Raw genomic sequence first — 24,083 nt, 5'->3', positions numbered from 1 at the left:
CAAGGCTTGCCCGCGATGGGCGCGATGCGCTCTTTCAGTCTTCGTTCGGTCGGGCCCGCCGGCGTACCTGCCACATCACCAATCCGAGCAGCAACAACCCCAGCAAGCCGCCCAGCCCCCAGACGAGTTCATCGTCACTGAGCAACGGCTTCTCGATGCGCAGGTAACCCGGGTCCTTGAGCAGTTCGCGCAGGGCCACGTTGGCCTGTTCCAGGCTCACCTCCTGCAGGCGCACGGCCGGGTTGGCGAAGCGCCCGTCTTCGTAATCGCCCAAGGCACCCCAATAGTAATCGGCCAGTGCGCTGTTACCTTGAACCGCCCAGGACTGGTGGGCGATGGCCGCGCGTTTGATGCGCACGAAACTGGCGGGGTCCAGGCCATCCTTGAGCAAGGTCTGGCGCAGTTCTTCCAGCGCCTGTTCGGCCTCGGGCAGGTCTTCGCGGGACAGGTCGGCATTCAGGCTGAAGAAGCCGACGCCGCCGAACACTTCGCGCTCGGTCCACGGCCCGTAGGACAGGCCGCGGGCCAGGCGTAGCTGGCGATAAAGTGCCCAATCCAGGTAGTCCTTGAGCAGGTCGAAGGTTTCGTCATGCTGCTCGTCCAGCACCGGCTCCGGGAACAGCCAGTGGAGCTTGGCACTGTCGCCGGCCAGGCCACGGATCAGGTTGCGCTTGGTGACCGCCTTGTAGCGGATCTGCGGCAGCGCCTCGTGGGCACTGGGCTCCACCGGCTCGAGTTCGCCAAAGGCGCGTTCCAGGTAGGCGGGCAGCAGTCGGTCGAGATCCCCGACCACGATCAGCGTCATGTTGTTCGGCGCATACCAGGCCTTGCGCACTTGTTCGAGGCGGGCGAGGGTATGGCGCTGGACCTCGGCCCGTTCCGCGCAGCGCAGGCCCAACTCGACCGCCAGTTGGTTGCTGGCCTTGTGGCCCAGGTCCTGGTGATCGAGCCAGCGTTGCAGGTGGGTGTAGTGACCACCGTCCTCGCGCTCCACTACTCGCTTGGCCGCCTCCAGGGCTTTTTCGTCGATACGGGTGCGGGTCAACAGCGTCAGCAGCAGGTCCAGCACCTTGCGTTGATTGCGCGCCGGCGCCTCGATGACGAACGTGGTGTCGGCGTTGCTGGTGAAGGCATTCCACTCGCCACCCAAGGCCTGCATGCGCTCTTCCAGGCCGCCTTCACCACTGTCGTCGACGCCGCTGAACAGCAGGTGTTCGAGCAGGTGCGGCAGTTCCTTGTCGGCGCAACTGAAGTCGTCCAGGCCCACGCCGACCACCAGCCGGATCGCCACATGCCCGCGCTCGGTGCCGGGCTTGAGCATCAGCTGCATGCCGTTGGGCAGCGTATAGCCTTCGACCTGGAACCGGTCCAGGGCAACCACGGGCAGCGAGCCGAGCAAAAGAAAGGCGAGCAACAGACAACGCATAGGGGCTTCCTGGCGGCTGGGTGGAGGTCCATGGTGCCGGGCAGGCGTCATCGGCGGATCGCGCCCGGAGTTGGCTCGCTCCCCCTATCGAATCTATGCAGTATTCATGACAACGGGAGCAGGCGGGCCGCTGAACGGTTTCAGGCCCGAGCCATTGTTACTGACTGACCAATGCGCCAGTTGTTCAAGGCGAATGGGTAATGTCGCTAATTTCATCCGCCGCCAGCGCACCGATCTCGGCCGTCTCCAGCACCACATAGGCGCTGCCGCAAAACAGCGAATTGAGGCGCCTCATGTCGGCAATCAGCTCCAGGTGCAGGGAACTGGTCTCCAGGCTTTGGACGACTTTGCGTTGCAGGCGGCTGACATGGGCATGGGCCATGCGCCGTTCCTGCGCCCGAAAACGACGTTTCTCACGCAGCAACTGGCGGGCGCTTTCCCGGTCGGCGCTGAGGAATACCGACAACCCCAGCCGCAGGTTGGCGATCAGGTGGCTGTGCAGCCCCGCCAACTCTTCCAGGCCCACATCGGAAAAGGAGCGGCGCTGCGAGGTCTTCTGCTGCTGGACCTTGCGCAACATGCGCTCGATCAGGTCGCTGGCCAGCTTGAGGTTGATCGCCAGTTCGATGATCTCGGCCCAGCGGCGGCTGTCCTGTTCGCTGAGGTCTTCACGGGGCATTTGCGCCATGTACAACTTGATTGCACTGCACAATGCCTCGACGTCATCGCTCATGCGCCGTACTTCCTGGGTCACCGCGGTCTGCTGGCCGCGCAGCACGTCCAGCATGGCTTCGAGCATGTTTTCGATCAGGTCGCCAATGCGCAGGGTTTCACGGGCCGCGTTGGCCAGCGCCAGGCTTGGGGTGGCGAGGGCCGTGGGGTCGAGGTGGCGGGGCTTGGCCGTGCCGTTGGTCTCGGGCCGTTCCGGCAGCAACCAGGTACAGAGCCTGGCCATCGGGGCGACGCTGGGCAGCAGCACCAGGCACCGCACGGTGTTGTAGAGCAGATGAAAACCGATCACCGTTTCCTGGGGGCTGAAATCCAGGCTGTCGAGCCAGCCCACCAGCGGATCGAGCACCGGAATGATCAACAACAGCCCGATCAGCTTGTACAGCAGGCTGCCCAGCGCCACCTGGCGTCCGGCGGTGTTCTGCATGCTGGTGCTGAGGAACGCCAATACGCCGCTGCCGATGTTGGCGCCGATCACCAGGCCGATGGCCACCGGCAGGCTGATCACCGCGGCACCGGCCAGCGTCGCGGTCAGCAGCACGGCGGCCAGGCTGGAATAGGAAATCATCGCGAACAGCGCACCGACCAGCGCATCGAGCAGGATGTCGCCGGTCAGCGAGGCGAAGATCACTTTCACGCCTTGGGCATGGGTGATGGGCGCGGCGGCTTCGACGATCAATTGCAGGGCCAGGATGATCAGGCCCAGGCCGATGCTGACCCGGCCCATTTGCCCGACGCGGGTCTGTTTGCGCGAAAGGAAAAAAATCACCCCGAGGAAAATCAGCAGCGGCGACAGCCACGACAGGTCGAGGGTCAGCACCCGTGCCATCAGCGCGGTGCCGACATCGGCGCCCAGCATGGTCGCCAGGGCCGGCGTCAGCGCCATCAGGCCCTGGCCAACGAACGAGGTGACGAGCATGGCCGTGGCGTTACTGCTCTGGACCATGGCCGTGACCATGATCCCAGCGATAAACGCCAGCCAGCGCCGGGACATGTTCTGCCCAATGACATGGCGCAGGTTCGAGCCGTAGACCCGCAAGATGCCGGTACGCACGATATGCGTGCCCCAGATCAGCAGGGCCACGGCGGAGAGCAAATTCAGCAGGGTCAGCATGAGAGGCCCCCTGTTAGCGTTCCAAAGGAACAAATTGACGATGCCACATGCTTCTTTCTTGTACTTAAGCTGTAGTTGGCGAATGGTTCGGGCGCCAGCATTGCACAGCTAAAGAATCGTTTGAAACAAAACTGTCATAAAAAACACCCCACACCCCCTGTGGGAGCGAGCTTGCTCGCGATGGAGCCCTGACAGTCAACATTGATATTGGCTGACAGACCGCTATCGCGAGCAAGCTCGCTCCCACAGGGTTATGCGCCCCGGGCTTTTCTCGGGGGATGAAAAAGGGGCTCCAAAGAGCCCCTTCATTCATTGCCCCGTGCCGTTACTGACCCGGTACGTCCTTGCGCAGTTTCACCGGATCCTGCTGCTTGCGCTTGCGTGCGATCGCGGTGCGCATCTTGATGTTGACCGCTTCCACCGCCAGGGAGAACGCCATGGCGAAGTAGACGTAGCCTTTTGGCACGTGCACGTCGAACGACTCGGCGATCAGCACGGTACCGACCACCAGCAGGAACGACAGCGCCAGCATCTTCAGCGACGGGTGCTTGTCGATGAACGTGCTGATGGTGCCCGAAGCCAGCATCATCACCAGTACGGCAACGACGATGGCGGCGACCATCACCGGTACATGGGAGACCATGCCGACCGCGGTAATGACCGAGTCCAGGGAGAACACGATGTCGATGATCGCGATCTGGATGATGGTGTAGATGAAATTGCCGCCCTTGCCCGAAGGTGCGTCGTTGCTTTCATCTTCGCCTTCCAGCGCGTGGTACATCTCCTGGGAGCTTTTCCATAGCAGGAACAGGCCACCGAAGAACAGGATCAGGTCACGACCGGAGATGCCTTGGCCGAACACTTCGAACAAATCCGCCGTCAGGCGCATGACCCAGGTGATGGAAAGCAGCAACAGGATCCGCGTGATCATGGCCAGCGCCAGGCCGAAGATCCGGGTGCGCGCCTGCATGTGCTTGGGCATGCGGCTGACCAGGATCGAGATCATGATGATGTTGTCGATACCCAGGACGATTTCCAGGGCGGTCAAGGTAAAGAAGGCAACCCAGATTTCGGGGTTGGTCAGCCATTCCATGTGAGTTCCTTTGAGCGAGTGTTAGGCCGAGCCGCGCCTTCTTGTCAGATCGGCACGGCACAGCGAGCGTTGCTTTTATAGAGTGCTGAACAGCGGAAAAATCCCCATCAGCAAGGCGGCGAACATTATGCACAGGCAAACCAGTACTGCCCACTTCAAGGTGAAGCGCTGGTGATCGCCGAACTCGATCCCGGCCAAGGCTACCAGCAGGTAGGTCGACGGAACCAGTGGGCTCAACAGGTGGACGGGCTGGCCGACGATGGAGGCACGGGCCATTTCAACGGCGGTGATGCCGTAATGGCTGGCGGCCTCGGCGAGAACCGGTAACACCCCGTAATAAAATGCATCGTTAGACATGAAGAAAGTGAAGGGCATGCTCACCAGCGCAGTGATGACCGCCAGGTAAGGGCCGAGGAAATCCGGGATCACCGCCAGCAGGCTCTTGGACATGGCGTCGACCATGCCGGTACCGGACAGGATGCCGGTGAAGATACCCGCGGCGAAAATCAGCCCGACCACCGCCAACACACTGCCGGCGTGCGCCGCGACGCGGTCTTTCTGCTGTTGCAGGCACGGGTAGTTGACGATCATCGCGATACTGAAGGCCACCATGAACAGCACCGGCAGCGGCAACAGGCCAGCGATCAGGGTGCACATCAGGGCCAGGGTCAGCGCGCCGTTGAACCAGATCAGCTTCGGACGACGGGCATCCGGGAACTGGGACACGCTGATTTCGCTGTGGTCGATCTCGTCGCCGGCCAGGTGCAGTTCACCCAGGCGTGCGCGCTCGCGTTTGCCGTACATGTAGGCAATCGCCAGGATCGCCACGACACCGGCCAGCATCGCCGGAATCATCGGCACGAAGATGTCGGACGGGTCCACATGCAGCGCACTGGCCGCCCGGGCCGTCGGGCCGCCCCACGGGGTCATGTTCATCACGCCGCCGGCGAGGATGATCAGGCCGGCCATGATGCGTGGGCTCATGCCGATGCGGCTGTAGAGCGGCAGCATCGCGGCCACGCAGATCATGTAAGTGGTCGCGCCGTCACCATCGAGGGAAACGACGAGCGCCAGAACGGCGGTACCGACCGAAACTTTCAACGGGTCGCCCTTGACCAGCTTGAGGATCTTGCGCACGGCCGGGTCGAACAGGCCGGAGTCGATCATCAGGGCAAAATACAGAATCGCGAACATCAGCATCACCCCGGTCGGAGCGAGCTTGGTGATGCCTTCGAGCATCATCGGGCCGATCTTCGGCGCGAAGCCACCGAACAGGGCGAACAGGATCGGGATGATGATCAGGGCGATCAGCGCGGACAGGCGCTTGGTCATGATCAGGAACATGAACGTGATGACCATGGCGAAGCCAAGGAAAGTCAGCATGGGGAATACTCCAGGCGTAGCGCGGCTATGAAAGGCGAACCGGACAGGTCAGCGCGAAATGCAAAGCACGAGGGGGACGGATGGAGTGGGTGCGGCGGGACGGGTAGCAGCGGACATCAGAATCACCATTGTTGTTGTTAAAAGGGCCGAACGAGCCTTGAACGCTCGCTTTTGGCCGACCGGTCTTTTGCCGGAAGTGCGGTGATCCTAATCGCGCTAGCTTTCAGCAAGCTTTCGCAGGGTAAATGGGCGACGAGTCGCGTTGATCGTTCCCACGCTCTGCGTGGGAATGCATCCCGTGACGCTCTGCGTCACCTTTCAGAAGCGGAACGCGGAGCGTCCCTGGCGGCATTCCCACGCGGGAGCGTGGGAACGACCGAGTCAGGGTTTTGCGGCAAATACCGAAAGATTCAACGGCCGCACCGCGCCCATCCAGATCGCATGCTCGGTGTGGTCCGTCAGGTCATCGCCGGTTTCCGGATGCAGGAAAATCACCAGGCCCTTGCGATTCAGCGCCAGCCACGGCAGGACCACGCCGATGTACTGCGGATCGAACGCCAACTGACAACTCCAGTCCGGGTGCGGGCCGACCGGACGTTGATGGATACGGCCCATTTTCAGCGGGAACAGCCGCGCCGCTTCCTCGCACAGGGCCCGCGCTTGGTCGAGGGTGCTGGCGTCGAAATACACATGGGCGTGGTAGCCCTTGATCTGCTGCATCTGTACTCCTTGGAAAAGAGGCCGAACCCTCGCCGTTTGCTGCGGGTCAGAGCCTTTACATGCGCGTTAAAGAGGAAAACAGCCATGAAAAACGCTGAAACCCCGGTCATCAAAGTGGTGCTCTATGGTGCCATGAGCAGCCTCGGCAGTGCGTTGATGGCTGAAATGTTGCGGCGCCAGTATGAGGTCATCGCCATTCTCGACGATCTTACCGCCCTGGCTCCACGCCCGGGCCTGCGGACCAAGACCGGCGATCTTTTCGATCCGGAGCGGGTCAAGCAAAGCGTTGCCGGCGCCAGCGCCGTGGTGTGTCTGTTGAACGCGCCGGGGTTGCCGATGAACAGCGAACAAGTGGAGCGCACCTTGATTCCCGGCCCGGTGGAGCAAGTCCTGGCGGTGGATGCACTGATCGCCGGCATGCAGGCGGTGAACGTGCCCCGGTTGTTCCTGATCGGTGACTTCGCCGTGCTCGACGAAGAGCAGGCCGACGACGATTTGCAGCGCCATGCCGCCGAAGAAGTGCTCGATGCCCTCAAGAACAGCACCTTGCAATGGACCTTGGTCAACGCCCCTTACGCTGCGCCAGGCCTGGGCATTGAGCATTTCAGCCAAGTCAGCACCAGCCTGGAACCCGGCATGGCCGAATCTCTGGAGCGGCTCAACCGCGTGGCGGTCGGCATCGCTGACGAACTGCACTTGAACCTGCATGTGGGCGAGCATGTCAGCTTTGTCGCGGCCCACTAGCTGTCGACATCCACATCCGTGGCGAGGGAGCTTGCTCCCGCTAGGCTGTGAAGCAGCCCCAAAAACATGGCGCTCGCCACGGCCTCAAACCGCAATCGAAGGCAACGGCAACCCCGTGAGCGACTCAGCACTGTTGGCCTGTTCTTCCATCAGCCAATCGACGAATTGCCTGATCAGCACACCGCGCCGTTTACGCTGGGGCAAGACCACGTAATACCCCAGCCGCGACAGCACCGTTTCGGCGATCGGACGACACAGCAGCCCCTGGGCCAATAAGTTATCCACAAGGTGACGCCAACCGATGGCGACGCCTTGGCCGCCAATCGCCGCCTGGATGAGGAGCGTGTAGTTGTCGAAGCGCAATTGTCCAGGGGCGGGCGGCGAGGTGATGCCCAGCTCGCGGAATACGCCGCTCCAGTCGAACCAGCTGTTGCTGTTGCCCGCGCGCAGGTGCAGCAATGGAAATTCCGCCAAGGCCTGGGGGGGCAAGGGCAGGGGACGTTCCTGGAGCAGCAGCGGGCTGCACACCGGAAAGACTTCTTCGCTGAACAGCCAGCGACTTTCACCTTGTTTGAAGCGACCGTCGCCGAACAGCACGGCAACGTCGATATCGGTCCGCAGCATGTTGTGGTTGCGTTCACTGGTCACCAGGCTCACGTCCACCTGGGGGTTGGCGGCGTGAAAGCGATGCAGGCGTGGCATCAGCCAGTAAGCGGCAAAGGCGAAGTCCGTGGCGACCTGCAGCACCTCATGCTGGTGTTGGGCGGTGATCGCGCTCAGCCCGGCATCGATGCTTTGCAAACCGGCCTGCACCTGCTCGAACAGGATCGTCCCGGCCTCGGTCAGTTCGATGCCGCGGTAGATCCGGTCGAACAGCCGTGTGCCCAGTTGTTCTTCCAGGCGCTTGATCTGCTGGCTGATGGCTGGTTGCGTGGTGCCCAGCTCAATCGCCGCCGCCGTGAAGCTTTGTTGGCGGGCCGCGGCTTCAAAGGCACGGAACAGTTCCAGGGACAGGTTACCCAGGGCGTCATACATAAGCTGTGCTTATCCTAGTCATTATCCTGCATGGGCTTTACCCCAAAACCCGGGGGCTACATGCTCGATCGCAGCAATATCGCATAACTGCCTACTATGGAATGCCGCGAATACATGAAGCGCAAGAACATTCTTTTCATCATGGCCGATCAAATGGCCGCGCCAATGTTGCCGATCTACGGTCCATCGCCGATCAAGCTGCCGAACCTGTCGCGCCTGGCCGCCGAGGGCGTGGTGTTCGACGCCGCCTATTGCAACAGCCCGCTGTGCGCGCCGTCGCGTTTTACGTTGGTGAGCGGCCAGTTGCCCAGCAAGATCGGCGCCTACGACAACGCGGCGGATTTTCCTGCGGACGTGCCGACCTACGCCCATTACCTGCGTCGCCTCGGCTATCGCACGGCGTTGTCCGGCAAGATGCACTTTTGCGGTCCCGACCAACTGCACGGCTACGAAGAGCGCCTGACCAGCGACATTTACCCGGCCGACTATGGCTGGGCAGTGAACTGGGACGAGCCGGACGTGCGGCCTAGCTGGTACCACAACATGTCGTCGGTGTTGCAGGCCGGCCCTTGCGTACGCACCAACCAGCTGGATTTCGATGAAGAAGTGGTGTTCAAGGCCCAACAGTACCTGTTCGACCATATCCGCGAAGACGGTGACCAGCCGTTCTGCCTCACCGTGTCGATGACCCACCCACACGATCCGTACACGATTCCCAAGGCGTTCTGGGATTTGTATGACGACAACGACATTCCGTTGCCGCAGACGCCGGCGCAAACGGACCTCGATCCACATTCCCAGCGGCTGCTGAAGGTCTATGACCTGTGGGACAAGCCACTGCCTGTGGATAAGATCCGTGATGCCCGCCGCGCCTATTTCGGCGCGTGCAGCTACATCGACAGCAACGTTGGCAAGCTGCTGCAAACCCTGGAAGACACCGGTTTGCTGGACGACACGATCATCGTCTTCTCCGGCGATCATGGAGACATGCTCGGCGAAAAAGGCCTGTGGTACAAAATGCACTGGTTCGAAATGGCCGCCCGCGTGCCGTTGCTCATCAGCGCTCCGGGGCAGTTCGCCAGTGGCCGGGTGGGTGCGGCGGTGTCCACCGCCGACCTGCTGCCGACCCTGGTGGAACTGGCTGGCGGTACATTGGAACCCGGCTTGCCACTGGATGGCCGTTCGCTGGTGCCGCATCTGCAAGGGCAGGGCGGGCATGACGAAGTCTTCGGGGAATACATGGCCGAAGGCACCATCAGCCCCTTGATGATGATCCGTCGTGGCCCGTGGAAATTCATCTACAGCGAAGATGACCCGTGCCTGCTGTTCGACGTGAGCAACGATCCCAAGGAGCTGGAAGATCTCAGCCAATCTACCGAGCATCAAACCCTGTTCGCCGATTTTCTCGCCGAGGCGCGCGCCAAGTGGGATATTCCGGTTATTCACCAACAGGTGCTCGCCAGCCAGCGCCGCCGCCGTTTTGTCGCCCAGGCGCTGACCCTGGGCAAACTCAAGAGCTGGGACCACCAGCCGCTGGTGGACGCCAGCCAGCAGTACATGCGTAACCACATCGATCTCGATGATCTGGAGCGCAAGGCCCGTTATCCACAACCCTGCCAAAACCAATAACGTAAGGGGAAGCACATGCAAAAGTTATCCACAGTACTGACCGCTGGGCTGTTGGCGTTGAGCAGTGTTTCGGCGTGGGCCGAGCAGAGCTGCGAGACCGTGAAAATGGCCGACCCAGGCTGGAGTGACATCGCCGCGACCAACGCCATTACCGGTTTCCTGTTGGATGGCATGGGCTACAAGGCCAAGGTCGACACCCTCGCGGTGCCGATCACCTTCGGTGGCCTCAAGGACGGCCAGGTGGATGTGTTCCTGGGTAACTGGATGCCGGCGCAGCAGGGCTTCTATGACAAATTCGTGGCCACGGGCGACGTCACGCAACTGGCCAAGAACCTCGACGGCACCGAGTTCACCCTGGCGGTCCCGGACTACGTCTGGGACGCCGGTGTGCATAACTTTGCCGATCTGAACAAATTCGCCGACAAGTTCGAGAAGAAGATCTATGGCATCGGTTCCGGCGCCCCGGCCAACCTCTCTCTGAAAGAAATCATCAAGACCAATGATTTCGGCATGGGCGAGTGGAAACTGGTGGAGTCCAGCGAGCAGGCGATGCTGGCGGAAGTCTCCCGGGCGGTGAAGAAACAGAAGTTCGTGACCTTCCTGGGCTGGACGCCGCACCCGATGAACGTGCAATTGAAAATGCACTACCTCAAGGGCGGCGAGAAATACTTCGGCGACACCGGCAGCGTCTACACCTTGACCCGCAAGGGTTATGCACAGGCCTGCCCGAACGTTGGCAAGCTGTTGACCAACCTGAGTTTCACCCAGGAAATGGAGAACAGCATCATGGCCGAGGTGGTGAACAACAAAGTCAGCAACGCCGATGCGGCCAAGGCCTGGATCAAGGCCAACCCGGCCGTGCTGGACAAGTGGCTGGACGGCGTGAAGACCGTGGATGGCAAGGATGCGTTGGCGGCGGTGAAGGCCAAGCTGTAAAGCCGATATGCCGGTGAGTTGCGCTTGTGGCGAGGGAGCTTGCTCCCGCTGGAGGGCGAAGCCCTCCCAAAACCGAGACGGTGTCGTGCCGTCTCAGATTTGAGATCGTTCCCACGCTCTGCGTGGGAACGCCGCCAGGGACGCTCCGCGTTCCGCTTCTGCCAGGTGACGCAGAGCGTCAGGGTATGCATTCCCACGCAGAGCGTGGGAACGATCAGTCCGCGCTTCACCACTTTGTTCCATGAGCGTTTGCGCCTTCGCCACGGGTGATCACTCGCCTGATACTCTTGCGCCAAACCCCATCCTTGAGGCCCCATGGCAATCCCCACCCGCCATTCACTCTTTCCCTTCCTGAGCTGGCTGCCTCGACAGACTCGCGCCAGTGTCGGCCGTGACCTGATCGTCGGCCTGAGTGGCGCGATTCTGGCGTTGCCGCAGTCCATTGCCTACGCACTGATTGCCGGGTTGCCGCCTGAATATGGCTTGTATGCGGCGATTGTCCCGGTATTGATCGCCTGCCTCTGGGGTTCGTCCTGGCACTTGATCTGCGGTCCTACGGCGGCGATCTCCATCGTCCTGTACGCCACCGTCAGCCCTCTGGCGGTGCCCGCCAGCCAGGACTACATCACCTTGATCTTGCTGCTGACAGTCCTGGCGGGGATTTTCCAGTGGCTGCTGGGGCTGTTGCGTTTCGGCGCGCTGGTGAATTTCGTCTCCCACTCGGTGGTGCTGGGTTTCACCCTGGGGGCGGCGGTGGTGATCGCATTGGGGCAGTTGCCGAACCTGCTGGGCCTCGATTTGCCCAATGAAGCCACGGCATTGAAGGGCCTGCTGACGTTGGTCAGCCATATCGAGGCTGTGGATAAACCGTCATTGCTGCTGGGTTTGGGCACGCTGCTCCTGGGCGTGGTGCTCAAGCGCTTGCTGCCGCGCTGGCCGAGCCTGTTGATAACGTTGGTCATCAGCAGCCTGGTGGTCTGGTTGTGGCCGGCAATGTTCGGGCATGTGGCGCTGGTCAGCGCCTTCGCCGGGCGCCTGCCGCCGCTCACGCTGCTGCCGCTGGACCTGGAACTGATCCTGCGCTTGCTACCCGGGGCCGTTGCGGTGGGCATGCTCGGGCTGGTCACCAGCCTGTCCATCGCCCGTTCGTTGTCGGTACGTTCCGGGCAATTGCTCGATGCGAATCAGGAGGTGAGGGCGCAGGGGCTTTCCAACCTCGTTGGCGGATTTTTCTCCGGATCCTTGTCGGCCGGTTCCTTCACCCGTTCCGGCCTCAGCTATGAAGCCGGCGCCTGCTCGCCCCTGGCCGGGGTGTTCTCGGCCTTGTGGGTGGCGTTGTTCGCGGTCGCCGGGGCGAAACTGATCGCGCACATCCCGATTCCGGCCATGGCCGGCAGCATCCTGCTGATCGCCTGGGGGCTGGTGGACCACCGTGGTATCCGGGCGTTGTACCGCGTGAGCCGCGCCGAATTCATGGTGATGAGCCTGACCTGCCTGGCCACGTTGCTGCTGGAACTGCAGACCGCCATTTACGCAGGCGTACTGGCTTCGCTGTTCTTCTACCTCAAGCGTACCTCACAGCCGCGGGTGCAGCACTTTCGCGAGGGGGAGGCGGAGATCCTGCGGGTGGGAGGCTCGATCTTTTTCGGCGCCAGCCATTACCTGCAAGTACGCCTGCAACGGTTGCAGGCGCAGCGGGTGGTCATCGATGCCCAGCAGATCAACTTCATCGATTATTCCGGGGTGGAAATGCTCCACCAGGAAGCCCGGCGCCTGCGCGGCCAGGGGCGTGGCCTGACTTTGCGCGGGGCCCGGCCCCAGGTGGTGGAGGAGTTGTTGAAGCTGGAAGGATCGGAGCATTGCCCGATCCATTTTGAGGATTAAAAACTGTAGGGGACTGGAGGCAGATACACACCACAACAGCCTAAAGCCTACAGCGCGAGCTGGCGGCGCAACTCGGCCAGCACCGGCGCGGTGTCCGGACGAACTCCACGCCACAGGAAGAAGGCTTCGCCCGCCTGCTCGGCCAACATGCCCAGGCCATCCATCGCCACCGCCGCCCCGTGCTCACTGGCCCAACGGCAGAATGAAGTCGGTTCCTTGCCATACATCATGTCGTAGCAGACCGTCTTGCCGGGCTCGATCAAGCTGGCGGCAATCGGCGGTACCTCCCCCGACAGGCTCGCGGAGGTGGCGTTGATGATCAGGTCCACCGGCTCTTGCAGCCAATCGAACCCACTGGCCGAGACCGGGCCCAGGTCGGCGAACGACTCGGCCAGCCCTTCGGCTTTTTCCACCGTGCGGTTGGCGATGATCACTGAGGCTGGCGCTTCGGCCAGCAGCGGCTCCAGGGCGCCGCGCACCGCGCCGCCGGCCCCCAGCAACAGGATGCGCTTGCCCTGGAGGCTGAAGCCGGCATTGACGGTCAGGTCCCGGACCAGCCCGGCGCCGTCGGTGTTGTCACCCAACAGGCGGCCGTCGGCCAGTTTGCTCAACGTATTGACCGCCCCGGCCCGCTGGGCCCGCTCGGTCAGGGTGTCGGCCAGGCGAAAGGCGTCTTCCTTGAACGGCACCGTAACGTTCGCCCCACGCCCCTCGCGGAAAAATGCCCGGGCGCAACCGGAGAAATCCTCCAGCGGTGCCAGCAGCGTGCTGTAGTCCAGGGTTTGCCCGGTCTGCTCGGCGAACAGGCGGTGAATCAACGGCGACTTGCTGTGGCCGATCGGGTTACCCATTACAACGTAGCGATCCATGGAATATCCCCGTTCAGGCCGTTGCCAGCCAATCGCGATCCTGCAGGAAGTACTCGGTCAGCCGCGCCTCTTCGCTGCCCGGTTCGGCTTTCCAGTCGTAGCCCCAGCGCACTTGCGGCGGCAGGGACATCAGGATCGACTCGGTACGCCCGCCCGATTGAAGCCCGAACAGGGTGCCGCGGTCGTAAACCAGGTTGAATTCCACGTAGCGCCCACGGCGATATTCCTGGAATTCCCGTTGCTTGGCGGTGAACGCGTCATGCTTGCGCCGGCGCACGATGGGCAGGTAGGCATCGATGTAGGCGTCGCCGATGGCGCGGATGAAGGCGAAGCAGGTGTCGAAACCCCACTCGTTCAGGTCGTCGAAAAACAGGCCGCCGATGCCCCGGGGCTCGTTGCGATGCTTGAGGTGGAAGTAGCTGTCGCACCAGGCCTTGTAGCGCGGATACACCTCGGGGCCGAACGGCGCGCAGGCTTGCTCGGCGATGCGGTGCCAGTGGACGCAGTCCTCTTCGACGCCGTAGTAGGGCGTCAGGTCGAAGCCACCGCCGAACCACCAGACGGCTTCTTCGCCTTCCTTTTCGGCGATGAAGAAACGCACGTTGGCGTGGGAAGTCGGTACGTGGGGGTTGTGCGGGTGGATCACCAGCGACACGCCCAAGGCTTCGAAGCCGCGTCCGGCCAGCTCCGGCCGATGGGCGCTGGCCGAGGGTGGGAGACCGCTGCCAAATACGTGGGAAAAGTTGACGCCGCCCTTTTCGATGACCGTGCCGTTTTCGATCACCCGCGTGCGACCGCCACCCCCGGCCGGCCGGGCCCAGGCATCTTCGACGAAGCGCGTGCCGCCGTCCTCGGTTTCCAGGGCGGCGCAGATTCGGTCTTGCAGGTCGAGCAGATAGGCTTTCACGGCCTCGGTACGAGTGGACATGACGTCACCTTGATCAGGGCTACGCTACGCGGCGTATAGCGGGCCGGTGGCAAATGGGCGCACAGGATACCACCGCACTTGCCCACGCCACAGTTGACGACGGTCAAGCTTAGGAGTCCGATAGCAGGCTTGGTAACCGATACGCGACAAGGAGAAAGTGAAGATGGCCAAACGTATCCAGTTCAGTTCCCACGGCGGTCCCGAAGTGCTCGAGTACGTCGACTATCAGCCGGCCGAGCCGGGCCCGCAGCAGGTACGCGTCAGCAACAAGGCGATCGGCCTGAATTTCATCGACACCTACTACCGCAGCGGTCTCTATCCGCCACCGGCGCTGCCTTCGGGCCTGGGCGCCGAGGGCGCGGGCGTGGTGGAGGCTATCGGTCCGGGCGTCACGCGGTTCAAGGTCGGCGACCGGGTGGCGTACGGCAGCGGGCCGCTGGGGGCCTACAGCGATGTGCATGTATTGCCCGAAGCCAACCTGGTGCATCTGCCCGAATCCATCAGTTTCGAACAGGCCGCCGGCGTGATGCTCAAGGGCCTGACCGTGCAATACCTGTTGCGCCAGACCTACGAACTCAAGGGTGGCGAAACCATCCTGTTCCACGCCGCCGCCGGTGGCGTGGGCTCCTTGGCCTGCCAATGGGCCAAGGCCTTGGGCGTGAAGCTGATTGGTACCGTCAGCTCGCCGGAAAAAGCCGCCATCGCCAAATCCCACGGCGCCTGGGAAACCATCGACTACAGCAAGGAAAACGTCGCACAGCGCGTGCTGGAATTGACTGACGGCAAGAAGGTGCCCGTGGTGTACGACGGCGTTGGCAAGGACACCTGGTTGACCTCCCTGGACTGCGTCGCCCCCCGTGGCCTGGTGGTGAGCTTCGGCAATGCCTCGGGGGCGGTGGACGGTGTGAACCTGGGGATTCTCTCGGCCAAGGGCTCGCTGTACGTCACCCGCCCGACCCTGGCGACGTACGCCAACAATGCCGAAAACCTGCAGCGCATGGCCGATGAACTGTTCGGGATGATCAGTAGCGGCAAGCTCACAGTGGACATCAACCAGCGTTATCCACTGGCGGAAGCGGCCAAGGCCCAGACCGAACTGTCGGCGCGGCGCACGACGGGGTCGACCATTCTCCTGCCTTGAGCTACAGGGACGAAGGTGTCCTGCAGAACCTGTGGGAGCGAGCTTGCTCGCGATAGCGGTGTGTCAGTCAACATCAATGCTGGCTGAGCTGATGCCATCGCGAGCAAGCTCGCTCCCACAAGGGTTTTGCAGTGTCCACAGATCCGGCATTCGCCACAAATCTCCGTGGGAGCGAGCTCGCTCGCGATAGCGGTGTGTCAGTCAACATCAATGCTGGCTGAGCTGATGCCATCGCGAGCAAGCTCGCTCCCACAGTGGTTTTGTGCAAGATGCAGAATTTGTATCCCGGCTCAGTCCGGTCGCACCACTTTGCCGCTGGCCAGGTCGCGAATCACGCTGGGGTTCTTGCGCCCGCCCAGGTTGCCGCCCAGCACCAGATCGATCTGCCCACGGAAATACTGCTCGACGCGAATCCGCGTGCGCGCCGCCGGACGCCCTTGGGGGTTGGCCGAGGTGGACACCAGCGGCCCGACCAACGAGCACAAATCGCGCACGGTGGGATGGTCGCTGACCCGCAACGCGACGGTGTCGTGCACGCCGGTGATCCATTCCGGCAGCAGGTTCTGGTGCGGCACCAGCCAGGTGTTGGGGCCCGGCCAGGTGCTGGCCATGCGGTCCATCCAGGTTTCGGGGAAGTCTTCGAACAGGAAGTCGAACTGGTGGATGTTGTCAGCCACCAGGATCAGGCCTTTGTCGGGCAGCCGCGACTTGATCGCCAGCAGGCGCTCCACCGCCTCCTCGTTCCACGGGTCACAACCCAGGCCCCAGACCGCTTCGGTTGGATAGGCAATCACCGCCCCGGCGCGAATTTCTCGCGCGGCTTGTTGCACACGCCAACTGTTGACCATGAAAGATTCTCCCGCAACGCAAATAAGGCTGTGGGCAGTTTACCGATCTTCCCCATAAAACCTAGCGCGCAAACCAGCGCCCGTTGTCACAGGTGGCGCGTCCTTCCATTTCCAGCTCGGTCAACGCCGCCAACACTTTGGGCAAGCCCCAGCCGCTGGCGTCGGCCAACGCCTCGCTGCTCAACGGCGCGGCGTGCAGCAGGCGCAGCAGCGGATGGGTCACCGGCTCAGGCGTTGCGGCCAGCGGCAACTGCTGCCAACCGCGCAACGCTTCGAGGATGTGCTCGACGGTTTCCACCAGCGCCGCACCGTCGCGGATCAGCTGATGACAGCCCCGGGCGCCGGGGTGATGGATCGATCCAGGAATGGCATACACCTCGCGGCCCTGTTCCGCCGCCAATCGGGCGGTGATCAGCGAGCCGCTGGCGACACTGGCTTCCACCACCAGCACCCCCAGGGACAAGCCGCTGATGATCCGGTTGCGACGCGGAAAGTTACTGGCGTGGGGCGGCGCGTCCAACGGAAACTCCGACAGCACCGCGCTGCCTTGGGCAATCATCGCGTCCGCCAGCCGACGATTGCGCTGTGGATAAAAATTTTCCAGGCCGGTGCCCAGCACGCCGACGGTGCGCCCGCCAACGTCCAGCGCCGCCTGATGGGCCGCCGCATCGATGCCCAGGGCGAGGCCGCTGGTGATGACAAAACCGGCCCCGGCCAGGCTGCGGGAAAACGCCGCCGCGGTGTCCATGCCCGGCCGCGATGCCCGGCGACTGCCGACCATCGCCAGCTGGGGTTTTTCCAGAATGGTGGCGTCGCCAGCGACGAACAGCAGCGGCGGTGCGTCGCTGATCTGTGCCAGCAGCGCCGGGTAGTCGGGTTGGTCCCACATCAGTAAATGCTGGCCCGCACGCTCTAGCCAGGCCAATGCGTGGGCGGCGCCGTCACGCACATCCGGGTTGCGTCGCGCCTCGGCGCAGGCGATGGGCAAGCCCAGCGCCCGCCAGGCGCTGGCCGGTGCACTGATGGCTTTGGAGGCCGAGCCGAAGGCCTCCATCAGGGTCATGAAACGCTTGGGACCGAGTTCCGGCAAGCGGTGAAGGCGTAGCCGAGCCTCCAGTTCCGCAGGGGAAACCGGAGCAGATTCAGGTAATGACATGCGATCATCCTTGACCGTTATAAATCCCGTACAAACGGGAACAAGCTGTGGATAACTCTGTTGGTAACTTGTGAGACCCGTTATGGATTACGGACCTTGTCGAGCACCGACAGCGAGCGCGAGGCGTACAGCACCAAGCCGTAGCTGAGCTTGTCGTAAGTGCGGAACACCATCAGCAGGCCGGCGCGCTCATCGGGGATTTTCACCGGCTCGCCAGTGATGCGGTCGCGCACGGTCTCACCGGTCTTCATCACTGCCAGCACGTTGCCTTCGATCAGCCCATCGCGGCGGCCCTTGTTCAGGGTGACCACGTCCAGCGCGCCGATCTGGGTCACGCCGCGAGGCACGTCCAGGATCAACCCGTTGATGTCCGATTTTGGCGCGCTGGGCATGAAGGTCGAGTTGATCGAGCGCTCTTCGCCGCTGAACAGGCGATCACCCAGGCGCACTTCCTGAGTGGTGCGTTGCAGGGCCAGGGTGGTGACATCGCCCTCGGTGGCGACCACTTCGCCGCCGCCGATGTCGTCGGCGTTGATGCCTAGAAATTCCTTGGTCTCGGGGTCGGTGTAGACCTTGCCCTGGCGGAAGATGCCGTAGGCCGACTGGTTCGAGTCGAATGTGCCACGGGCGAAGACCCGATCCCCCATGCCACTGAGCACCCGCTCGGCATTGCCGGCGACGACGTAGGGCGCCTTGTCGAAATCCTCAGGCGTGTCGACGATGCGGTTGCTCAGCAGGAAGCTGTTGATGGCTTGCAGCGGAATGCTCGGGATGGCGTCGGCCACCGGCGAACTGCGAATGCGTGGCGACAGCTTGATGGTGCCGCGGGAGGCGCCGCGATCGAGGGTCAGGCGTGGCTGGCCGTTGACGTAGACCAGCGACAGGGTATCGCCCGGATAAATCAGGTTGGGGTTTTCGATCTGCGGGTTGGCCTGCCAGAGTTCGGGCCATTTCCACGGCTCGCGCAGGTATTTGCCGGAAATGTCCCACAATGTGTCCCCCGTCACCACCGTGTATTGCTGGGGAAAACCTTCCCGAAGTTGCACTTGCCCGTGCGCGATACCGGCCGAAGCCAGGAGCAGCAGGGCGAGTAGTGATTTCCTCATGCGGTGAATCCCTTTATTATGTGCGTTCGCGTAAAACGCCAGAGCCCCCGTGGCTCGCTGCCCTGCGGAGCTGTTTTCCCCAAGGGCAACGTTTTACAACGGTAGCCTGCATCCCAAGACACGCCAGGCCAGCCACCCGACTTTACCTCACACGTGCATTTATCAAGCTTATGGCCATTTTGAACATTCTCGAATTTCCGGACCCGCGCCTGCGCACTATCGCCAAACCGGTGGCCGTAGTGGACGACGAAGTGCGTCAGTTGGTCGATGACATGTTTGAAACAATGTATGAGGCGCCAGGCATCGGCCTCGCCGCGACCCAGGTCAACGTGCACAAGCGTATCGTCGTGATGGACCTTTCCGAAGACCGCAGCGAGCCGCGGGTGTTCATCAACCCCGAGTTCGAAACCCTGACCGACGAGATGGACCAGTACCAGGAAGGCTGCCTGTCGGTGCCAGGCTTCTATGAAAACGTCGACCGTCCGCAGAAGGTCAAGATCAAGGCCCTGGACCGTGACGGCCAGCCTTATGAACTGATCGCCGAAGGCTTGCTGGCGGTGTGCATCCAGCACGAGTGCGACCACCTCAACGGCAAGCTGTTCGTGGACTACCTGTCTACCCTCAAGCGTGACCGGATCAAGAAAAAACTGGAAAAACTTCATCGCCAGAATGCTTGATGCCCCCCTTCAAAGGCTTGCCGCGGCAAGCCTTTTTCTTTTTGCGACTGCTTTGTAATTGAGAGCTTCCCATGACTGAGCCCCTGCGCATCGTCTTTGCCGGCACTCCCGAATTTGCCGCCGAACACCTCAAGGCCCTGCTGGCCAGCCCCCACGACATCGTCGCGGTCTACACCCAGCCGGACCGGCCGGCCGGTCGCGGGCAAAAACTGATGCCTAGCCCGGTCAAGCAGCTTGCCCTGGAACACGGCATCCAGGTGTTGCAGCCGCCGACCCTGCGGGACGCGCAGGCCCAGGCCGAACTGGCAGCGCTGCAGCCGGACTTGATGGTGGTGGTCGCCTACGGCCTGATCCTGCCCCAAGTGGTGCTGGATATCCCGCGCCTGGGCTGCATCAACAGCCATGCCTCGCTGCTGCCGCGCTGGCGCGGTGCGGCGCCGATCCAGCGCGCCGTGGAAGCCGGCGATGCCGAGAGCGGCGTGACCGTGATGCGCATGGAAGCCGGCCTGGACACCGGGCCGATGCTGCTCAAGGTCAGCACCCCCATCAGTGCCGACGACACCGGCGGTAGCCTGCACGACCGCCTCGCGCTCATCGGCCCGCCGGCCGTGGTCGAGGCCATTGCCGGCCTGGCTGCCGGCACGCTGGAAGGCGAAGTGCAGGATGACAGCCTCGCCACTTACGCACACAAATTGAACAAGGACGAAGCCCGCATCGACTGGAGCCGTCCGGCCGTCGAGCTGGAGCGCCTGGTGCGGGCCTTCAACCCGTGGCCGATCTGCCACAGCACCTTGAACGGCGAAGCCCTGAAAGTGCTGGCGGCCAATTACGCCGAAGGGAAGGGCGCACCGGGTGAAATCCTCAGCGCCAGCAAGGACGGCCTCGTCGTTGCCTGCGGTGAACAGGCGTTGTGCCTGACGCGCCTGCAACTGCCCGGTGGCAAGGCGCTGAATTTCAGCGACCTGTTCAACAGCCGCCGTGAGAAATTTGCCGTCGGCACCGTCCTCGGCCAAGCGACGGACGCCTCATGAACCCGCGTCTGGCCGCCGCCAAGGCCCTTGCCGCGGTACTCAGCGGGAAAGCCTCGCTGAACAGCTCCCTGCCGACTCAACTGGACAAGGTCGACGACCGTGATCGCGGTTTCACCCAGGACTTGGCCTTCGGCACCGCCCGCTGGCAGCCACGGTTGTCGGCCCTGGCGGCCAAGCTGTTGCAGAAGCCGTTCAAGGCCGCCGATGCCGACGTCGAAGCGCTGCTGCTGGTGGGGCTCTATCAACTGCTCTACACCCGCGTCCCGGCCCACGCTGCCATCGGCGAAACCGTGGGCTGCGCCGACAAGCTGAAAAAGCCCTGGGCCAAGGCCCTGCTCAATGCCGTGTTGCGCCGTGCCCAACGGGAAAGCGAAACCCTGCTGGCCGAGTTGGAACACGACCCGGTGGTGCGCACCGCCCACCCGCGCTGGTTGCAGAAATCCCTGAAGGCCTTCTGGCCCGAGCAATGGGAAGCCATCTGCGCGGCCAACAACGCCCACCCGCCGATGATCCTGCGGGTCAATCGCCGCCACCATACCCGCGACGCCTACCTGGCGCTATTGGGCGAGGCGGGCATCCCGGCCATCCCGTGCCAGTACAGCCGCGACGGCATCGTGCTGGAAACCCCCGGCGACGTACGAGCACTGCCAGGCTTCGCCGAAGGCTGGATCAGCGTCCAGGACGAAGCCGCGCAACTGGCCGCCGACCTGCTGGAGCTGGCGCCCGGGCAACGGGTACTGGACGCCTGTTGCGCGCCGGGTGGCAAGACCTGCCACATCCTCGAGGCCGAGCCACAGCTGGCCGGCGTGGTGGCGGTGGACCTGGAAGCCAAGCGCCTGGTGCGGGTGAAGGAAAACCTCGAACGCCTGGGCCTCGACGCTCAACTGATCGCCGCCGACGGCCGCTACACCGCGACCTGGTGGGACGGCAAACCGTTCCAGCGCATCCTGCTGGACGCGCCGTGCTCGGCCACCGGCGTGATCCGTCGTCACCCGGACATCAAGCTCACCCGCCAGCCGGACGACATCGCCGCACTGGCCACGTTGCAGGGCGAATTGCTCGATGCCCTGTGGCAGACCCTGGAAGTGGGTGGCATGTTGCTCTACGCCACCTGTTCGACCTTGCCCACCGAGAACACCGACGTGATCGAGGCCTTCCTCGCCCGCACCCCGGGCGCCCGGGAACGGGACATCGCCAGCCAGGCCGGGCTGAAGCAGCCCCATGGTCGCCAGTTGCTGGCCCAGGAGGGCGGTCACGACGGGTTCTACTACGCCAAGCTGATCAAGATCGCCGCCGCACGCGGTTAAGACCGATTCGATAGGAGTGACTGGATGAAAATCATCATCCTCGGCGCAGGGCAGGTCGGCGGTTCGCTGGCGGAACATCTGGCCAGCGAGGCCAACGACATCACCGTGGTCGACACCGACGGCGAACGCCTGCGCGACCTCGGTGATCGCCTCGACATCCGCACGGTACAAGGCCGGGGCTCCTTGCCTACGGTGCTGCGCCAGGCCGGCGCCGACGATGCCGACATGCTGGTGGCCGTGACCAACAGCGATGAAACCAACATGGTCGCCTGCCAGGTTGCCCACACCCTGTTCCACACCCCGACCAAGATCGCCCGGGTGCGCGAGGCCGCCTACCTGACCCGCGCCGACCTGTTCGACAACGAAGCGATCCCGGTGGACGTGCTGATCAGCCCCGAGCAGGTGGTGACCAACTACATCAAGCGCCTGATCGAGCACCCCGGCGCCCTGCAGGTGATCGGCTTCGCCGAAGGCAAGGCGCAACTGGTGGCGGTCAAGGCCTACTACGGCGGGCCGCTGGTGGGCCAGCAACTGCGCCAATTGCGCGAACATATGCCGAACGTGGAAACCCGGGTCGCGGCGATTTTCCGCCGGGACCGGCCGATCCTGCCCCAGGGCGATACGGTGATCGAAGCCGACGACGAAGTGTTTTTCATCGCCGCCAAGGCGAATATTCGCGCGGTGATGAGCGAAATGCGCCGCCTCGACGAGAACTACAAGCGCATCGTCATCGCCGGCGGCGGGCAGATCGGCGAGCGCCTGGCCGAAGCCATCGAAAGCCGCTACCAGGTCAAGATCATCGAGATGAACCCAGCCCGCTGCCGCTACCTCTCGGACACCCTCGACAGCACCGTCGTGCTGCAAGGCAGCGCCTCGGACCGCGACCTGCTGCTGGAAGAAAACATCGCCGACGCCGACATCTTCCTGGCCCTGACCAACGACGACGAAGCCAACATCATGTCGTCGCTACTGGCCAAGCGCCTGGGGGCGAGGAAAGTGATGACCATCATCAACAACCCGGCCTACGTCGACCTGATCCAGGGCGGCGACATCGACATCGCCATCAGCCCGCAACTGGCAACCATCGGCACCTTGCTCGCCCACGTGCGCCGCGGCGACATCGTCAGCGTCCACTCCCTGCGCCGCGGCGCGGCCGAAGCCATCGAGGCCATTGCCCACGGCGATGCCAAGTCCAGCAAAGTGATCGGCAAAGCCATCCGCGACATCGGCCTGCCCCCCGGCACCACTATCGGCGCGATCATCCGCGACGAAGAAGTCCTGATCGCCCACGACGACACCACGATCAAGACCGGCGACCATGTCATCCTGTTCCTGGTGGACAAGAAGCACATTCGCGACGTCGAGAAGCTGTTTCATGTGGGGTTGAGTTTCTTCTGACCACCACTGATCGTTCCCACGCTCCGCGTGGGAATGCAGCCTGGGACGCTCCGCGTCCCCTCAAGAGCTGAACGCAGAGCGTTCGTGGAGGCATTCCCACGCGGAGCGTGGGAACGATCTTAGTCATGAGGAGTTTTTAAAATGCTCGATTCCCTGGAAAAAATGCTCGCCAAAGGCGTGGACAACGCCTTGCTGCGCTTCGGCCTGGGCAAAGGCTACCTGGACCTCGGTGAATTCCCCCGCGCCGCCGAACACTTCCAACGCTGCGTCGAACTCGACCCCAAGTATTCAGCCGCCTGGAAACTCCTGGGCAAAGCCCACCAAGGCCAAGGCGACCTACCGGCCGCCCGCCAAGCCTGGGAACAAGGCCTTGAAGCCGCCCGCGCTCACGGCGACAAGCAGGCGGAGAAGGAAATGACGGTGTTCCTGAAGAAACTGGATCGCCATTCCTGAATCCACACAACACCGCTTTTCGTGGCGAGGGAGCTTGCTCCCGCTTGAGTGCGAAGCGCTCATATTCAATACCAGCCCCGCCAAGCAACCGACACACAAAACCTGTGGCGAGGGGATTCATCCCCGCCAGGCTGCGATATAGGTAGTCCGTTCCTTGCTCCCCCATACTGATACTCGCTGGAGTCCGGTTGTCGCGAGGAAGGAACATGCACCTGCGAGCTACGAATAGGGCTGCAACGCATCTCGATGATTACTGCTTCACCTTCGAGCCCAGCAGGTGCGCTTGCGCCCTCTAACGAACACTCAGGGAAAGCCGGGCACGGCTCTCTATATCGCCTTCGCTGGACGCAAGCATGCATGTTCCTGCATGTACTTTAGCGTCTGTGGAGGTGTGCAATGCAAACGCTCTTGTCTCAGAAATTCACTGCTTATATCGGAATTGATTGGGCCGATACCAAACATGACGTCTGTTTGCA

21 protein-coding genes are annotated in these 24,083 nt (G+C 62.8%); 10 read left to right on the top strand and 11 right to left on the bottom strand.

The genetic code is table 11. The features are described from left to right. Positions 1–34: 34 nt before the first annotated feature. The 5 genes from BM321_RS11260 to BM321_RS11240 form a co-directional block, all read right to left on the bottom strand. A complete protein-coding gene (locus BM321_RS11260; protein ID WP_092442573.1) occupies positions 35–1,426 on the bottom strand; it encodes a M16 family metallopeptidase in 1,392 nt (463 codons plus the stop codon). Positions 1,427–1,610: 184 nt separating this feature from the next. Next, positions 1,611–3,269, bottom strand: coding sequence for a Na/Pi cotransporter family protein (locus BM321_RS11255; RefSeq protein WP_092442572.1), 1,659 nt, complete (start codon positions 3,267–3,269; stop codon positions 1,611–1,613). Positions 3,270–3,594: 325 nt separating this feature from the next. Further along, positions 3,595–4,362 (bottom strand): TerC family protein, encoded by a 768-nt coding sequence (locus BM321_RS11250; protein ID WP_092442571.1) that lies wholly within the window; start codon positions 4,360–4,362, stop codon positions 3,595–3,597. A 75-nt stretch (positions 4,363–4,437) separates the two neighbouring features. Then, positions 4,438–5,745, bottom strand: a complete 1,308-nt coding sequence (locus tag BM321_RS11245) for a CitMHS family transporter (protein ID WP_092200058.1) — start codon at positions 5,743–5,745, stop codon at positions 4,438–4,440. Between the two features lie 381 nt (positions 5,746–6,126). Continuing rightward, the gene (locus tag BM321_RS11240; RefSeq protein ID WP_092442570.1) at positions 6,127–6,465 is read right to left on the bottom strand and encodes a DOPA 4,5-dioxygenase family protein; all 339 of its coding nucleotides are present in this window, start codon (positions 6,463–6,465) and stop codon (positions 6,127–6,129) included. Positions 6,466–6,549: 84 nt separating this feature from the next. On the opposite strand from BM321_RS11240, the gene BM321_RS11235 reads away from it, so the two are divergent. Further along, entirely contained in the window at positions 6,550–7,209 is a 660-nt protein-coding gene (locus BM321_RS11235; RefSeq protein ID WP_092442569.1) for an NAD(P)-dependent oxidoreductase, read from the top strand. Between the two features lie 84 nt (positions 7,210–7,293). Here BM321_RS11235 and BM321_RS11230 read toward each other — a convergent pair whose 3' ends face one another. Then, positions 7,294–8,244 (bottom strand): choline sulfate utilization transcriptional regulator, encoded by a 951-nt coding sequence (locus BM321_RS11230; RefSeq protein WP_092442568.1) that lies wholly within the window; start codon positions 8,242–8,244, stop codon positions 7,294–7,296. A 114-nt stretch (positions 8,245–8,358) separates the two neighbouring features. Between BM321_RS11230 and betC the strand changes: the two genes are divergently transcribed. The 3 genes from betC to BM321_RS11215 all read left to right on the top strand — a co-directional run bounded on the left by betC (position 8,359) and on the right by BM321_RS11215 (position 12,693). Continuing rightward, positions 8,359–9,873, top strand: a complete 1,515-nt coding sequence (betC, locus tag BM321_RS11225) for a choline-sulfatase (RefSeq protein ID WP_092442567.1) — start codon at positions 8,359–8,361, stop codon at positions 9,871–9,873. Between the two features lie 15 nt (positions 9,874–9,888). Next, positions 9,889–10,809: a choline ABC transporter substrate-binding protein gene (choX, locus tag BM321_RS11220; protein WP_092442566.1), complete on the top strand. Its 921-nt coding sequence runs from the start codon at positions 9,889–9,891 to the stop codon at positions 10,807–10,809. 315 nt (positions 10,810–11,124) lie between these two features. Then, entirely contained in the window at positions 11,125–12,693 is a 1,569-nt protein-coding gene (locus BM321_RS11215; protein ID WP_092442565.1) for a SulP family inorganic anion transporter, read from the top strand. 47 nt (positions 12,694–12,740) lie between these two features. Here the strand turns inward: BM321_RS11215 and aroE are convergent, their stop codons facing one another. Both aroE and hemF read right to left on the bottom strand, forming a co-directional pair. Then, entirely contained in the window at positions 12,741–13,562 is an 822-nt protein-coding gene (aroE, locus tag BM321_RS11210; protein WP_092442564.1) for a shikimate dehydrogenase, read from the bottom strand. A gap of 13 nt (positions 13,563–13,575) precedes the next feature. Then, the gene (gene hemF / locus BM321_RS11205; RefSeq protein ID WP_092442563.1) at positions 13,576–14,490 is read right to left on the bottom strand and encodes an oxygen-dependent coproporphyrinogen oxidase; all 915 of its coding nucleotides are present in this window, start codon (positions 14,488–14,490) and stop codon (positions 13,576–13,578) included. 163 nt (positions 14,491–14,653) lie between these two features. Between hemF and BM321_RS11200 the strand changes: the two genes are divergently transcribed. Continuing rightward, positions 14,654–15,631: an NADPH:quinone reductase gene (locus tag BM321_RS11200; protein WP_092442562.1), complete on the top strand. Its 978-nt coding sequence runs from the start codon at positions 14,654–14,656 to the stop codon at positions 15,629–15,631. A gap of 290 nt (positions 15,632–15,921) precedes the next feature. Here the strand turns inward: BM321_RS11200 and BM321_RS11195 are convergent, their stop codons facing one another. The 3 genes from BM321_RS11195 to BM321_RS11185 form a co-directional block, all read right to left on the bottom strand. Continuing rightward, positions 15,922–16,479: an L-threonylcarbamoyladenylate synthase type 1 TsaC gene (locus tag BM321_RS11195; RefSeq protein ID WP_092205588.1), complete on the bottom strand. Its 558-nt coding sequence runs from the start codon at positions 16,477–16,479 to the stop codon at positions 15,922–15,924. Between the two features lie 61 nt (positions 16,480–16,540). After that, a complete protein-coding gene (gene dprA, locus BM321_RS11190; protein WP_060739851.1) occupies positions 16,541–17,635 on the bottom strand; it encodes a DNA-processing protein DprA in 1,095 nt (364 codons plus the stop codon). An 80-nt stretch (positions 17,636–17,715) separates the two neighbouring features. Next, complete coding sequence (locus BM321_RS11185; protein ID WP_092442561.1) at positions 17,716–18,741, bottom strand: LysM peptidoglycan-binding domain-containing protein; 1,026 nt, start codon at positions 18,739–18,741, stop codon at positions 17,716–17,718. 170 nt (positions 18,742–18,911) lie between these two features. On the opposite strand from BM321_RS11185, the gene def reads away from it, so the two are divergent. From def to BM321_RS11160, 5 genes are all read left to right on the top strand, one after another. Beyond that, positions 18,912–19,418, top strand: coding sequence for a peptide deformylase (gene def / locus BM321_RS11180; protein WP_003196300.1), 507 nt, complete (start codon positions 18,912–18,914; stop codon positions 19,416–19,418). 71 nt (positions 19,419–19,489) lie between these two features. Next, positions 19,490–20,449: a methionyl-tRNA formyltransferase gene (gene fmt, locus BM321_RS11175; protein ID WP_092205586.1), complete on the top strand. Its 960-nt coding sequence runs from the start codon at positions 19,490–19,492 to the stop codon at positions 20,447–20,449. Beyond that, positions 20,446–21,756, top strand: a complete 1,311-nt coding sequence (gene rsmB, locus BM321_RS11170; protein WP_092442560.1) for a 16S rRNA (cytosine(967)-C(5))-methyltransferase RsmB — start codon at positions 20,446–20,448, stop codon at positions 21,754–21,756. Before fmt ends, rsmB begins: the two co-directional genes overlap by 4 nt. Positions 21,757–21,780: 24 nt before the next feature. After that, positions 21,781–23,154: a Trk system potassium transporter TrkA gene (trkA, locus tag BM321_RS11165; protein WP_092442559.1), complete on the top strand. Its 1,374-nt coding sequence runs from the start codon at positions 21,781–21,783 to the stop codon at positions 23,152–23,154. 141 nt (positions 23,155–23,295) lie between these two features. Further along, positions 23,296–23,607, top strand: a complete 312-nt coding sequence (locus tag BM321_RS11160; protein ID WP_072411121.1) for a tetratricopeptide repeat protein — start codon at positions 23,296–23,298, stop codon at positions 23,605–23,607. Positions 23,608–24,083 lie beyond the last annotated feature (476 nt).

Source organism: Pseudomonas sp. NFIX10 (genome assembly GCF_900111955.1).
Taxonomy (GTDB): Bacteria; Pseudomonadota; Gammaproteobacteria; order Pseudomonadales; family Pseudomonadaceae; genus Aquipseudomonas; species Aquipseudomonas fluorescens_AA.
The sequence above is the reverse complement of the archived record's forward strand: the minus strand, read 5'-3'. Positions and strand labels throughout refer to the sequence as shown.

Bases quoted from the DNA above. Each gene is read 5' to 3' on its own strand.
- BM321_RS11260 (WP_092442573.1), bottom strand. From the start codon at position 1,426: ATGCGTTGTCTGTTGCTCGCCTTTCTTTTGCTCGGCTCGCTGCCCGTG.
- BM321_RS11255 (WP_092442572.1), bottom strand. From the start codon at position 3,269: ATGCTGACCCTGCTGAATTTGCTCTCCGCCGTGGCCCTGCTGATCTGG.
- BM321_RS11250 (WP_092442571.1), bottom strand. From the start codon at position 4,362: ATGGAATGGCTGACCAACCCCGAAATCTGGGTTGCCTTCTTTACCTTG.
- BM321_RS11245 (WP_092200058.1), bottom strand. From the start codon at position 5,745: ATGCTGACTTTCCTTGGCTTCGCCATGGTCATCACGTTCATGTTCCTG.
- BM321_RS11240 (WP_092442570.1), bottom strand. From the start codon at position 6,465: ATGCAGCAGATCAAGGGCTACCACGCCCATGTGTATTTCGACGCCAGC.
- BM321_RS11235 (WP_092442569.1), top strand. From the start codon at position 6,550: ATGAAAAACGCTGAAACCCCGGTCATCAAAGTGGTGCTCTATGGTGCC.
- BM321_RS11230 (WP_092442568.1), bottom strand. From the start codon at position 8,244: ATGTATGACGCCCTGGGTAACCTGTCCCTGGAACTGTTCCGTGCCTTT.
- betC (WP_092442567.1), top strand. From the start codon at position 8,359: ATGAAGCGCAAGAACATTCTTTTCATCATGGCCGATCAAATGGCCGCG.
- choX (WP_092442566.1), top strand. From the start codon at position 9,889: ATGCAAAAGTTATCCACAGTACTGACCGCTGGGCTGTTGGCGTTGAGC.
- BM321_RS11215 (WP_092442565.1), top strand. From the start codon at position 11,125: ATGGCAATCCCCACCCGCCATTCACTCTTTCCCTTCCTGAGCTGGCTG.
- aroE (WP_092442564.1), bottom strand. From the start codon at position 13,562: ATGGATCGCTACGTTGTAATGGGTAACCCGATCGGCCACAGCAAGTCG.
- hemF (WP_092442563.1), bottom strand. From the start codon at position 14,490: ATGTCCACTCGTACCGAGGCCGTGAAAGCCTATCTGCTCGACCTGCAA.
- BM321_RS11200 (WP_092442562.1), top strand. From the start codon at position 14,654: ATGGCCAAACGTATCCAGTTCAGTTCCCACGGCGGTCCCGAAGTGCTC.
- BM321_RS11195 (WP_092205588.1), bottom strand. From the start codon at position 16,479: ATGGTCAACAGTTGGCGTGTGCAACAAGCCGCGCGAGAAATTCGCGCC.
- dprA (WP_060739851.1), bottom strand. From the start codon at position 17,635: ATGTCATTACCTGAATCTGCTCCGGTTTCCCCTGCGGAACTGGAGGCT.
- BM321_RS11185 (WP_092442561.1), bottom strand. From the start codon at position 18,741: ATGAGGAAATCACTACTCGCCCTGCTGCTCCTGGCTTCGGCCGGTATC.
- def (WP_003196300.1), top strand. From the start codon at position 18,912: ATGGCCATTTTGAACATTCTCGAATTTCCGGACCCGCGCCTGCGCACT.
- fmt (WP_092205586.1), top strand. From the start codon at position 19,490: ATGACTGAGCCCCTGCGCATCGTCTTTGCCGGCACTCCCGAATTTGCC.
- rsmB (WP_092442560.1), top strand. From the start codon at position 20,446: ATGAACCCGCGTCTGGCCGCCGCCAAGGCCCTTGCCGCGGTACTCAGC.
- trkA (WP_092442559.1), top strand. From the start codon at position 21,781: ATGAAAATCATCATCCTCGGCGCAGGGCAGGTCGGCGGTTCGCTGGCG.
- BM321_RS11160 (WP_072411121.1), top strand. From the start codon at position 23,296: ATGCTCGATTCCCTGGAAAAAATGCTCGCCAAAGGCGTGGACAACGCC.